At 40.9% G+C, this 12715-nt stretch carries 14 protein-coding genes; 10 read left to right on the forward strand and 4 right to left on the reverse strand.

Features of this window, described 5'->3' with window-relative positions:
* Positions 1–74: 74 nt before the first annotated feature.
* The gene (locus tag AB4307_RS14085) at positions 75–494 is read right to left on the reverse strand and encodes a BLUF domain-containing protein (RefSeq protein WP_372128963.1); all 420 of its coding nucleotides are present in this window, start codon (positions 492–494) and stop codon (positions 75–77) included.
* 206 nt (positions 495–700) lie between these two features.
* Positions 701–892: a hypothetical protein gene (locus AB4307_RS14090; RefSeq protein WP_017065380.1), complete on the reverse strand. Its 192-nt coding sequence runs from the start codon at positions 890–892 to the stop codon at positions 701–703.
* A gap of 526 nt (positions 893–1418) precedes the next feature.
* Here AB4307_RS14090 and AB4307_RS14095 point away from each other — a divergent pair.
* The 8 genes from AB4307_RS14095 (at position 1419) to AB4307_RS14130 (ending at position 6189) form a co-directional block, all read left to right on the forward strand.
* Positions 1419–1844, forward strand: coding sequence for a hypothetical protein (locus tag AB4307_RS14095; protein ID WP_280604051.1), 426 nt, complete (start codon positions 1419–1421; stop codon positions 1842–1844).
* Positions 1845–2062: 218 nt separating this feature from the next.
* Positions 2063–2875 (forward strand): zinc metalloprotease, encoded by an 813-nt coding sequence (locus tag AB4307_RS14100; RefSeq protein WP_017065382.1) that lies wholly within the window; start codon positions 2063–2065, stop codon positions 2873–2875.
* 146 nt (positions 2876–3021) lie between these two features.
* The gene (locus AB4307_RS14105; protein ID WP_372132120.1) at positions 3022–3543 is read left to right on the forward strand and encodes a GNAT family N-acetyltransferase; all 522 of its coding nucleotides are present in this window, start codon (positions 3022–3024) and stop codon (positions 3541–3543) included.
* Positions 3544–3666: 123 nt separating this feature from the next.
* Complete coding sequence (locus tag AB4307_RS14110) at positions 3667–3918, forward strand: TIGR03643 family protein (RefSeq protein WP_017067224.1); 252 nt, start codon at positions 3667–3669, stop codon at positions 3916–3918.
* A 58-nt stretch (positions 3919–3976) separates the two neighbouring features.
* Complete coding sequence (locus AB4307_RS14115) at positions 3977–4372, forward strand: DUF3465 domain-containing protein (protein WP_102320616.1); 396 nt, start codon at positions 3977–3979, stop codon at positions 4370–4372.
* Between the two features lie 50 nt (positions 4373–4422).
* Positions 4423–4959, forward strand: a complete 537-nt coding sequence (locus AB4307_RS14120; protein ID WP_102320615.1) for a GNAT family N-acetyltransferase — start codon at positions 4423–4425, stop codon at positions 4957–4959.
* 14 nt (positions 4960–4973) lie between these two features.
* Positions 4974–5735: a nucleotidyltransferase domain-containing protein gene (locus AB4307_RS14125; RefSeq protein ID WP_372058830.1), complete on the forward strand. Its 762-nt coding sequence runs from the start codon at positions 4974–4976 to the stop codon at positions 5733–5735.
* Between the two features lie 61 nt (positions 5736–5796).
* Positions 5797–6189, forward strand: coding sequence for an NUDIX hydrolase (locus tag AB4307_RS14130; RefSeq protein WP_017060354.1), 393 nt, complete (start codon positions 5797–5799; stop codon positions 6187–6189).
* A 602-nt stretch (positions 6190–6791) separates the two neighbouring features.
* Here AB4307_RS14130 and AB4307_RS14135 read toward each other — a convergent pair.
* Both AB4307_RS14135 and AB4307_RS14140 read right to left on the reverse strand, forming a co-directional pair.
* Positions 6792–7784 carry an integrase domain-containing protein gene (locus tag AB4307_RS14135; RefSeq protein WP_372132122.1) on the reverse strand — a complete coding sequence of 331 codons (993 nt, stop codon included), beginning with the start codon at positions 7782–7784 and terminating at the stop codon, positions 6792–6794.
* Positions 7785–8066: 282 nt separating this feature from the next.
* Positions 8067–8189 carry a hypothetical protein gene (locus AB4307_RS14140; RefSeq protein ID WP_372132124.1) on the reverse strand — a complete coding sequence of 41 codons (123 nt, stop codon included), beginning with the start codon at positions 8187–8189 and terminating at the stop codon, positions 8067–8069.
* A 1094-nt stretch (positions 8190–9283) separates the two neighbouring features.
* Between AB4307_RS14140 and AB4307_RS14145 the strand changes: the two genes are divergently transcribed.
* Both AB4307_RS14145 and AB4307_RS14150 read left to right on the forward strand, forming a co-directional pair.
* Positions 9284–11356, forward strand: a complete 2073-nt coding sequence (locus AB4307_RS14145; protein ID WP_372132127.1) for a hypothetical protein — start codon at positions 9284–9286, stop codon at positions 11354–11356.
* Positions 11357–11369: 13 nt separating this feature from the next.
* Positions 11370–12557, forward strand: a complete 1188-nt coding sequence (locus AB4307_RS14150; RefSeq protein ID WP_372132130.1) for a HEPN/Toprim-associated domain-containing protein — start codon at positions 11370–11372, stop codon at positions 12555–12557.
* Positions 12558–12715: the final 158 nt, after the last annotated feature.

The following is a 12715-nucleotide window of genomic DNA, read 5'->3' on the forward strand; positions in this document are numbered from 1 at the left end:
TCTTAAGTGAACGGCATTACCCATACGTTGGGGCTTTTTGTTGCTTGCTCTACGGATTAAGTTGGGTCGAAGAGCTATTCTGATGGCAAATTTTGTTTCAATTCCAGAAGCATTCGGTAGGCACTTTCTCCTGACATCTCATACGGGTTGAACTGGTCTGATGTTGAAAACTGTAAATTAACCAGTTCAGTTAGGCTAGATTGTGGAATGTCACCCATAGACCAATCACCAAACTGCCTACAATCGATTTCTTTGAAATATAAAATCATGACGTTTTTGTGTCGCGTGTCATTCAAGATATGATTGTAAGTATGGTTCACTGTGGTTCTCGAACCTTCAATACATTGCAGGAAATACTTATCATTGTGGCTTAGAAGGCCTGTTAAATGGCTTTGCTTATTGCGGTCGTGTGAAATCTGAAGAATGTCGTTCAAAGCCTGAGAATCGCAACTTTCACAGAGCGTACTGACATAAATTAACCGAGTTAGGAACATAGGCATCATTTCGAATTTTTTTTCAAAGGGTATTAATAAATATAAGCCAAGATCATGGAATTGCGAGTTATTGATTTAATTGTCACTCGGTGGCTTTTGGAAGAGAAGAGGGTGGGGATGAAGTAGAAAAGGGCAGGTTGCAAGATACGCTAAAATGACTCGAATGTTGGCCATTCAATTATTTTAGCGACCTGCTTGTGAGCTCGTTAGTTGTTTAGAGTTGAAATCGATTCAACGTTAGAAGAGGAATCAAATCGAACGTTGACCAACACATTTTCACGTTCGAAAGTCACATCATCAAAGTCAGTCGTTGCGATCTTAAATCCATTTCTTGCGAATAAACTCGTCACCGTTGTTCGTTGTTTCTGTTCCATACCGCATGTCAGTAGTTCGTTCATCGTGATCTTCATTAGGTAACCGTGTGCATAGTGTAAGCGTACAGACTCTACATTATGAGATCAATTGCTTAATGGATAAGCTATATTGATATGTTCAATTGAGTGATTCAGGTATTTAAAAGCCGGATGGATAGTGGGCAAGGGAGTTATGCGACCTATGACAAGTGGAGCGTTATGTGACCGTGGTTCAGCATTCCTAGAGCGTGAGATTCATTGCAAAAATCTCTTTGAAATAAGTAGTTACAAAGCAGGGTGAACCATGCCCGCCGTTTAGTATGTTCGGTCGATTATCGGAATCACTATCGGCCTATATCTAACTTAACTAAAGTACATCGATTTACGATGAGTCGACTCCTCAATAAACCTTCTTTTATCTAAATTTTGTATGCTAAGTGATGTTGTTATAATTGTTATTAATTGCATAGGCTTGATTTTAATATTAGTTTGATTTATAAAATAAGCACTCGTTCATTAACTTCATGATTACATTAGTTTTTACTAACCTTTAATAACATGGAGAAAGGCGATGAAAAAGAATCAAACACGCAACAGGTTAGCGAATTTAGTGCGACTTCGTAGGTCATACAAAGCATCAGATTTTCTGGTGAGCTCTAACGAACTCCGAGTTAAGAAAGATGTGTATAGCTTACGTAAAATCAAACAGTTAGAAATTCGTCAATTGGGTCTTAAAGAAAACGCAATCAATATTGTTTCGTTGGCTTTAGTTCTCTCGGCTGCGACTTGGGCATTTGTTCCTCAGTTCGGTTTACCGATGCTTGCACTGACCTTTATCTTGGCGTTTGTTACATGGCGAAGATATGAGTTGCGTGCAGAGTTTAAAGGGGCCGATGAAACTGGCGACCATTGGGTTTCCGTGGCGCGCGGTTGTACTCGAGAAGAGTTCAAAGTATTGAAAAACGTTGAATTGGCTTTACGCGATCAGCTGTCTTAGTGGCTAGATCTGTTAAGGTTAAGGTCTTATAAGCGTTAAGCTCCCATAATCAACAAGGCTCGTCATTGTATGGCGAGCTTTTTATTTTCTGAAAAACACAGGTAGTGCAGGTTACTTTGAGAGGCCAATGCTTATATGTGTAATGGGGGTTGATATGAATCTTAAGTCACGGCGTTTTTGATGCTCTTTGTGGTTTTGAATATAGGGAGAGGGTGGAAATGAATACACGAGTCAGTGAGAGTTCTTTTAAAAGGCTCATCCAGTTAGTTGGTTGTGTTTTGATTATAGTGTTGAGCAATAGTCGACTCTCCAATGCTCAAAGCATCGAGTTTCCTACTTGTGTACAGAGCGAGGTTTTGAATACAGAAATCCACCTTTATGTTGATGAATCGGTGTTAGATGAATATTCCAAAGCATTTATAGCCTCTAAAATAGCGACATGGGAAAGCTATTCGAATCTGGTGTTAAAAAACTCCTGCGTCCCTATGACGAGAAAAGTCACTAAGGTGACTTATACGTCTGAAATCGACAGCCTTTGGTTTCAAGATTTGGGCGCAGCAGAGAGGTTATTAAAACTCTCGATGGAAGAACCGATTCCAGAAACAACAGAAGACGGCGTCCCCATTTTTACTGGGATAGTATTTTCTAATTATAATTTTAGCTTTGAGTCTGATTATTGTGGTATGTCTTCTTCGGTATCCTACTTTTTTTCTTTAGCGATAAACTGCCCTGATTACTTAATGGAGCATGAAATTGGCCATTTAAGTGGTGCTAATCATGACTATAAAACGTTATTGAAAGATTTTGATAGTATAGAAAGTTACATTTCTGGAACGTATCCAAGAGCTCCTCAATATTCCTTCGGTACAATTTGTGCTGACAGAGGCACAGTGATGTCTTATGAGCGAGATGTTATACCTGCATATTCCAGCCCGGACATCAGAGTAGATGGCACAAAGTGCGGGGATAGCAAATACCACAATAATGCGAGAGTGCTTAGAGAGTTCGCACAAGCTTATTTAACCCCATGATTGCCTAGCTGCTAGATTGGTAGTCATCCGATTTAGTTACTTTATTATTAATGGTTATTATGAGATTAATGACTGCTGTGGTCGCGACTAATCCCTCTAGAACTTAGACCAAGAACCATACCTAAGCACCAAACCAAGGAGAGAAAATGCAGGTAAGTATTAGGCCCGCCATGCCAAGCGAATTGGCAGCCATTTATTCCTTGGTTATCTCAAACGATGAGTGGACGAAGTTTAACGGCCCTTATTTTCCATACTCACCGCCATCACTAGAAGAGTTTGAAAGCCGTTCGTTTCAACGGTTACTCAATGGATCCGACTTACAGTTGGTGGTTGTAGACGATGTGCCTGTAGGAACCGTCAGTTGTTATTGGGAGTGTGAAGAGACACGTTGGCTTGAAGTCGGAGTAGTCATTTATAACTCCGACTATTGGGGGAAGGGTATTGCTGCGTTAGCTCTTCCTCTTTGGGTATCTTACCTATTCGAAAACAAGCAGATAGAGCGTGTCGGTTTAACCACTTGGTCGGGTAATCCGCGGATGATGTTACTAGCCCTCAAATTAGGCTTCCAGCAAGAAGCTAGGCTAAGAAAAGTGCGTTATTACCAAGGCGAGTATTATGACTCGATTAAGTATGGTCTATTGCGTTCTGAGTGGCTGGAAAGCAAATAGCCATAATTTGAGTTAGCTTGTTGTTTTATTGAACTTTATAAGTCGTGTAGTTCAAAGTGGTCACTTGTGATCTTTAAATCTAAGACGGGCGTATTTCTTCCAGTTTATAAAGGAAGAGTATGCATGATGCTGTCTAAAGAGAATGAATCAAGAATTATCGAAATGGCGTGGGAAGACCGAACGCCATTTGAGGCAATAGAGCACCAATTTGGTTTAAATGAATCGCAAGTGATTCGTTTTATGCGTAGCCATCTCAAGCTTGGCAGTTTTAAGCTGTGGCGCTCACGTGTTTCTGGGCGCTCGACCAAGCATGTAAAACTGCGCAGTTCGGACGTTTCGAGAGGTTATTGTCCGACTCAGTACAAGCATCGTTAAAAGAGGGGATGCCCAGCCAGTATCCCAAATCAACACACAGATATGGGAAATGAAAGGAATGAAACAATTTTTCGCTCTACTTATAGTGCTGCTTAGCTTCGGCATCAGTCATGTTCAAGCGAATGATACGCGACTTAAGCAAGCTTACGAAAATCACCAAAGCGACGTTCAGGTGCGCGGATCGGGTACGGTGTATCGAGTACTTCCTGATGATAATAAAGGTTCTCGACATCAGAAATTCATTTTGCGACTCGATAGCGGACAAACCTTGTTAGTCGCACATAATATTGACTTAGCGCCTCGTGTTCAGGGACTGGCAAAGGGCGATCGAGTTGAATTTTATGGTGAATATGAATGGAACAAGAAAGGTGGCGTAATGCACTGGACGCACAAAGACCCTCGTAATCATCACACTCATGGTTGGTTGAAGCATAACGGGAAAGTATACGAGTAAACACCTCCGAGACTTTTCCTTTCAAGGCTATAAGATAAAAAGGAATTTTGATGTTTAAGCTGGAAACTGACAGGTTGATTCTTCGAGATATGAGTCTCGAAGACGAGTGTGCCTTTGTTGCGATGTCTCAAGACGCTAAGTATCAGCGTTTCTATGATGAAAGTGATTGTGAACCTAACAAATATCGAGAGCTAACCCAGTTGTTTGTTGCACAGGCTTTGGAAGTACCACGCCAGTCCTATCAGCTAGCGGTTGAAAGCAAAGATTCGGGGAAGTTTATTGGAACCGTTTGTTTACGTCTTGAACGCGATAAACAAGCTTCAATGGGCTGTGCTTTCTCAAGGGAAATTCAGGGAAAAGGGCTTTCTATAGAAGCTTCTGAAGCCCTCGCTGATTTTGGTTTCTCAGAGTTAGGCATACACCGTATCTACGCTGAAACCATCAGCAAGAACTTGGCTGCGATTAAATTATGTAAGTCACTAGGAATGAAACAAGAAGCGTGTTTTAAAGATCATCGATTCTTCAAAGGTCAATGGTGGGATACAGTTGTGTTGGCGGTTCTACGTTCTGATTGGAAAAAGGCTTAGTGATGGAAAGTGGTATGCAGAAGCTAGATAGAGGGCTCGATAGAGAAGGGTTCATTCAAAATCTTTATTCGCCAAAGAACATTGCGCCTGAATTTCAAGACGTGGTGTCAGCAGTCGTTGATTCGTTGCTAAGAGAACTTCCAAGTCAAGTTGATGGTATCTACTTGTATGGAAGCGTGCCTAGAGGAACGGCCATTGTTGGTCGCTCTGATTTGGATGTTTCTATCGTACTCGCTACGCCTGTTGGTCAGAGAGAAAAGGAAGTATTTAACCTACTTTCCGACACCATACCCCAAACCTATCCGCAAGTGACCAAGCTTGATATCGATCCTGGCTTCCTGCGGGATGTTCTGCAACCCAACGAAGAATTCCATTGGCAGTTTTGGCTCAAGCATTGTTGCTGTTGTATTTGGGGGAATGATCTATCTATAAAGTTTCCACGATATAAGCCCAGCAATGAAATAGCCCAAGCTCTTAATGGCGATTTATCGACTTTTCTTAAGCAAATGCCCTCGAGTTTCAAAACAATGACTGATGCGGATATCGTTAAGGTAATTGGTAAAAAGTTAGTGCGAGCGGCGTATTATTTTGTGGCTGAGCAAGACGGCAGTTGGTACACCAATCTGAGCCAGTGCGCTGCAGTCGCCAAGCGCTATTACTCCAATCAAAGCGACGATATTGAGCTAGCTCATCAATACGCTCTCGGAAATTTGATATCTAAAACAGAAGCTTTTGAATTGTATGAAAGGCTGAGTAAAAAGCTTGTTGTAAATTAAGCATTAACACAAGCTAGAACAACAAACTTAACTACCTTTGTAACGGCTTTAGGAAAATTAGATGGATGTCCACGAGTGTGTTTCTTTTATCATGCTGAAGGAATCGCAGGTATTACTAGAAAAGCGTAGTGAGTCTAGGGAGACCGATCCCGGTTTAATCACTATACCTGGCGGCCATATTGAACACGGTGAAAACCAGGTTCAGGCGCTGTTTCGTGAACTTGATGAAGAGCTTAATGTTGTTCCGATTGATTACCAATACTTGTGTTCGCTTTACCATCCTACGAAGGAACTTCAGTTGATTCATTATTTTATCGTGAGTGACTGGAAAGGAGATATCACCGCTCAAGAGACTGATGATGTTAAGTGGTATTCACTAGGTTCAGCTCCTGTTGGTATAGCAGCCGATGGTATTGCTTTGAAAGAAGTAGAGCGCGTGGGTAGGTATCTTTAGTTTGGATTCGATAAGATGTTTTGGACGTTTTTTGAGGGCTCAAAAACGGTGAAACCCCGATGTTGGTAGTGTTAAGAACGATAGTATAAAAACTGAATATATTCCAATATGTTATCTAACTAATTCTGATAATTCTCCTTAGAAAAAATGCAAATTTTATTAACTTAACTCATTGATTTAATTATCGCGGTTTGAGTTATTATCACTGTATTTTGCAAAAAGAGTAAACAGCAAAAAATGGAAAATCGAGACAATAATTCCCTACTGTGTTGTTTAGAGTTCTCTGGTTGTGACTACCTTTGATGGACCATATTATAATGTGGTGGTGTCGATCTTCTGCCGAGTACCTGATTCCAAATATAACAAATTGCGTAGTAATAGGCGGTTTTAGTTGAGGGAGCCAACTCGCTCTTGCTCCTCCAAAACTCAGCCACTTGCTTACGTCCAATTTGGCCGATAGATTTGATGGCTGGGTTGTGCCTCTGAACATGGCGACAGAAGCTGCTCATTTTCTCTGCCTGATTCTTACGGTTCTTTTTGCCCCCTGTCCTTAAGTATAGATGTATAGCTCGATTTAACTCATATTCCATTCTAGTCATGATTTACCCCAGATATGCATTTGTTATGTCGGTTCGATGATGGCCAAGTTCTTCAGCAACAGAAAGTCTTGCCGCATTGTCAAAAGCTTTAGCTTGCTCAACTGTGCATCCCACTTTATTGGCGATGTATTGGTGGTGTGAAGAACCATGCTTATAACCCGACTCCACAACTGATTTTATTCCTGCTACTGCGGTTTGTTGTTGCATGTGGTTGGTGTAACTGTTTTGCGCATAGGCGTGTCGCTCACCATGTGATTTATAATCAAGTTTTCCAAACTCTCGATAGGATTGAGATTGGAACTGTATATAGCTTTGATCTGCAGGGATCATGGAGTGATGATGTCCCTGAATGACACTGGCATTCTGAAGTGCATCAAGTTGATTTTGGGATACGATTGGTACTGTCCGTGCTTGACCGCCTTTCGTTCCGTCTGTGACAGAAATGCTCTGCTTTATAACGGCTTCTTTTAGCATGGCTGCGGGGTTACCTTTACAAGCCTCTTCGAATCTCAAGCCTAATGACCTTTGCATTTCACTGATAGCAGAGAGCCTGTCAGAAAGCTGTGATGTAATTTTGTTATGTTGTTCTTGGGAAATAGCTCGATTTTCCGTAGTTATGCCAGAACGATTTGGAAGGCCAGCTTCCGATGCTGTAACCCTAAGAGATGAATCCCCAATAGCCTGACTAAGAACGGAGTTGACGGCAGACAAGTATTCATGAGCTGTCTTGATACTGATTGAGCCGTTATCAATTTTCGAATCTAATTCTTGAGCGTATTGCGATACATGCTCTTTCGTTATCGCTCGCATATCCTTGACACCATGATGGTCTTTGATAAATGTCGAGAACTGTGTAAATCGAGTTGTTTGGTCTGCTACGGTTTTGAACCCGATTTGACCGGCATTAAATTTTTCATAAAGCGCATTCTTAGCCGCTTGATTTATATCTCGAGATCTTAGGCCACAGTTTCTGGCATTAGGGTTTTCTCTGTCCATCCTAGATGTGGGGAACCTTGTTAGACTCATACTTTCCTCTCAGTTTCTTTCAGTTATAGGCTCTGCAAGCAGCGAATAGTGTTAAGTGTTTATGCGCGTTTAAAATGTCGCACGTCATTAGCAGAGGTTGGGAAGATAAGAAGCGATCCCAGCGCTTACGCTGTTGAAGCTGACTTGGCAAAAGTTAGTGCTCAAAGGCATTTACATAGAGTGGGCGAAGACGCCACAGATTAGTGGGAGAGAACAATCTATGTTTACTTTGAGGTTGGCCTTAGCGTTCGGCTAGAGGTTTTGTCCGTTCAATTCAGGCTGCTTGGTGGCTGCTGTCACGTACAAGTGAGTGGAATGATCACGAGTTCCGGCAGTAACTGATGGATTGGTTCGATGCATTTCATGCATTTTCATGATTTCGAATACCTCTCAATACCTTTGTCAGGCTAGAGATACCAATGGATCTGTTATCGGATGCAGTCTCCGTCTATTTTTGTCTGCCGTCTAAAATAGACGGAGACTTTAGCGGTCCTTTTCGCAATACAGATAATAAATCTTGAGTAATGGAGTCGTACTCCAAGGGTTGAAAGCGAACTTTCATTTGAGTTTGTGAGTAATACATACTCTGTTGGGGCATCAAATTGATGAGAGCATTTCGTACATGCGCTCTAACATGTGAGAGATAATCGCAGCATTAAGAATGCTGATCCTACCTCGTGGTTTACATACAAGGTATCTGTTTCTTCGTAGCCACTTCTCAATTAGGGAACCCAATTTGGCTGTTTAACTGTTGGGATACAATTAAACAGTTCAATACAAAACAGGTTGATTACTTTTGACAGTACCAAGTCAGAGGAGGAGAACGGTTAAAGTATTTTGTTCCAAAGCTTCTTAGTTTGAATCTTTATCCATGGCATTTATTAACTCGAAAGTGCCCAAAAACGCGTTTCATCGATTGAAATTTACATTATTGTTGTTTGTTTTTTGTTCACACCTTGAAAGGTCCTAATGTTGCCCATAGATCGTGAACGAGGAATAACCTCTGTATAATTAAGGATATAGTAATGGGTTTGAAACCAGGTCCAAAACCAATCGCTAAATCGACAGGAAAACCAGATCAACGTCGACGTGACAATAAAAAAACTCCAGGAAATACTCCAAGGTTAAAGCCTAGTAAATCCTCAAAATAAGAAAAGGCCACTTATCAAAGTAGCTTGCTCTCTAATACTGAGCCAGAATTAGCTATGCTGGCTTTTTTACTTAAAGTTTACAATAAAGTTGGGTTAGATTGACGAGAGACAGTTGGCTCTTAGCTGCTCCAAAGTGTTCGAAAATAATTTAGGATAATAACTTTATTGCACATCCTGCACCTGAAACAGCAGTACATTTTATAATCCTTGAGCGTATGTAAATTTGAGCGCTTGATGCTTCTAGTTTTTCTCTGGCTTTACGACTTAGCATCGTACTAATATCATGTATAATATTTAAATTTCAAAGGGTTATATAATATGGCGAAGGTGCTTGAAGAGACGTTTGCAGAAAGCGTACGTAAAGGGAAAATCAAGGCTCCAAATAGTAACCGTTTTACTGCCGAAAAGTGGAACAGAGAGTGGGAGAAGTTTGAGACAGATGCTTCAGAAAGAGACCTGAAGGTTTACAAAGCGGGAATCATCATTGACAGCTTGCTAGGTGAGGTTCGTGGTAAGCTGGCTGAACTCTATTCTAAGGCCCCTAAAACAACTTATGAAAAGCTGATGTTGTCTTATGTGGCTTCCTCTAACCGAACACTAGCTGTTGCGGTTAAAAATATCATAAAAGAAGTGGAAGCTAACGTTCAAGATGCTAATGCTAAAGGAGCTCATGTTCATGCAGCAATGATTGAAGCCAATATGATGGGGGATAAGAAAAGTCTTGGAGAATTGGCTCATGGGGCTGTTGATGGCTTTCAGTTGGCAGTTCGAGTTTGCCTTGGGAAAGTAGAGAAAGGTGAAAAGCTAACAGTTTCTAAAAATCCAATAGATGAAATGTCGTTTGTAATGCAGGAGTCTGGGCTCTCACAACTCTATTGGGGATACCTACATTTGTGGCAATGTGTTCTATGGTCTGATTATGACTTGATTGAGTTAGACGACGAGCACAAAGTCTTCTCTATTCAGCAACCCAAATCAGAATTTGAGGTTTCATTTCTACGTAGCTCGATTAGAAAAGATCGTCTTTCAGGACAGAATACCATGATCGCTTCAACGCCAACGATTCGCTCTAAGTTTCTTGGTGATAAATTCGTCATGATGAAGCGTGAGAACAAAAGGCGAGTGGCTTACGTCGCAAACGTCAAAGATGCAGGGGATAAGCTAATTACATTCAATGCTGAATGGAGAGTTAGAGAGTTAGACCTCCAATCCCATTACCCTGAGAAGTGGTTCACTGACGACTACGATAAAGGTTTCTCTCTTTATGAAAGCTTGAACGTATTCCGTTGTATGATGTTGATGGCGAATACTTTGAAGCATAAATTTCCTGAAGACGATAGCGCATTCACTATTAACAAACTCAAAGAGTTTTGCCCGACAGTTCCAATCTTCTCTTTGAAAAGAGCTTTGTGCGAGGCGACAGGTTTGGCTCCGGCAAAAATAGATAAGATTCTTGAGTTTATGACTATCAAAGCATCGCCTACTAGTGATTTGTGGTGCCAGCCTCTAATTAAGACCAGCAAGAACGAATATGCGATTGTTGTTAGTGCACTGTGCTCTCCTTCTATGTTTAGAGTTTTTGAAAGATGGGTTGATGATTTGGGTATAGACTTTGGGGAAAAGGGGTACACATATGAAGATACCGTTCTAGAAGAGCTGAATGATTCCCTCGAGAAGAACACTCTAATCACCGACTACGATAAGGGAGTTGGTAAAAGAATTAGACTCGATTCAGGCGAGGAAGAATTTGACTTGTTAGCCCGTATTGATGACCTAGTCATTATTGGTGAGGCAAAGTCTATTGTTATTACTGACTCTGAAATATCTAAAGCTCGTGCTGCTAGTATCCTTGAACATGCAGGTCAGCAGGTCACAAGGAAAACAGCGTTTTTGAAAGCCAATTTGCAAGCAATTTTCGAACGTTTGGGCTGGAATTACGACCCTAACGTAGATTACAAATTTGCTCAGTGCATTTTGAATAGCGGGAGGGTTTTTGTTGGTTATGAGTTCGATGGTGTTCCTGTTATTGATGAGAAAATACTGAGAGCATACTTTGCATCTGACAAAGTGAACTTGTTTAGTTTTCCGTCAAGACAAGGAGGAACCAAGACTATTGCTTGGTTCCAGCTCTACAGTAATCTTGATGAGTTGAAATCAAACTTTCAGAGATATGCATGCAATCCACCACAGTTAAATGAAGGTGCGGATTGTTTTGAATACAACGTAAACAAATTTCCGTACATCACGGAAGACTCATACAAGGTAATCAAAAACTACTTGGTTCTTACACAGCGATCACCTATAGAAGTGCTTGAACGAGAGCATCATTTCCCAGTTGTTAAGTCTGATGATTTTGATGCCGAATTTGCTAGTGTAGATGTTGTGATGTGATAGGGAGATTGCAGTGGGAAGCTATGCTGATGTGAATATCGGTGATCATGAGCTCTGGTCTTGGAAAAATTACTACGATCAGTGGTACTTTACCAAGCAAGATCGAGTCAGGGAGGTCTCTAGTGATGATGAATCTAATACTTTCATTGGTTATAAGATTGACGCTAAGGCCCTGACTAGAAGATTGCAGTTAGCAGGGTATGACCTTAATTCAGCACGCCATGATTTCGAAGAAGTGAAGGCTTCTTGGATTTCAGAGATGAAAGAGTCACTTGGATATGGTCACGGTGAAGATAGTGCTTTAAGCCATGAAATTACTGAAAACTTAAAGGTAGTCGAGGCGCATAGCTTCGACGATTGGCTAAGAGTACTGCCTAGAGCGTTAGAACTTTCTCAAAACAGTTTCGAAGATGGTAACTTTGACTCCATAATTCAGATTGAAGGTGAGCCACTATTATCTTTTATGCTTTCAGATTTTTACGGGGTGTACGATGGTAATCAGGGCTTTGCTGGGGCTATGTTTCCTTGTAAGAGAGTCGAAACTTATGCGCTAGTTTTACTCGAAATCTCATCAGATGATGTAGTGTGCACCCTTGACTTAACAGACCTTGTCTCGGGTGGTTGGGTAGATGATTTTGATGACATTGCCCAAGTACAAGTTGGTGAAACGTATTTCTACGGGCTATTGACTGCTTCATTGGATGAGTTGAATACTTTGAGCTCAACTTCTGAGAATGCGGTTCTGCAGAGGATGGTATTTGCTAGTGTTATTACAACGATGGAAGCATACCTATCCGATACCATGAAACGTCATGTGCTAAATCGCGATGCGATAAAGCGAAGGTTCGTAGAGTCTCATACTTCATTTAATAAGAAAATGAACAAAAGTGAAGTCTTCGGATTCTTAGACAACTTAGATAGAACTCTTAATGAAGAGATAGATAGAATCTCCTTTCATAACATAGATATCGTGAAAGATCTCTATAAAAGAGTGTTGCTTTGCGAGTTTCCAGAAGATCACCTATCTAGACTACGTCCTTTGATATTCATAAGGCATGACATTGTTCACCGGAATGGGAAGAAGATTGACGGTAATATCATTAGCGTATCCCAACAAGATGTTGTCGAGCTAATTGAATTAGTCACAAATGTTACTAAAGCTATAGATCTTCAGATAATCGATGGGATGCTGGTTGATTAGGTTTGAGCTAGTACACATAAAATTCGAAATGGATATTCAGATCCGAAAGAGTCAGATTCAACATACTTTTCCTAATTTGTGAGTTAGTTCGAAAGTCTTTTCTCTAGTTCATTTTTGCCCAGAGACCTCATCGACCTGAAGTTTTACTCGTGGCACTT

This window comes from Vibrio sp. 10N.261.52.C2 (genome assembly GCF_041471425.1).
In the GTDB taxonomy this organism is placed as follows: Bacteria; Pseudomonadota; Gammaproteobacteria; order Enterobacterales; family Vibrionaceae; genus Vibrio; species Vibrio crassostreae_C.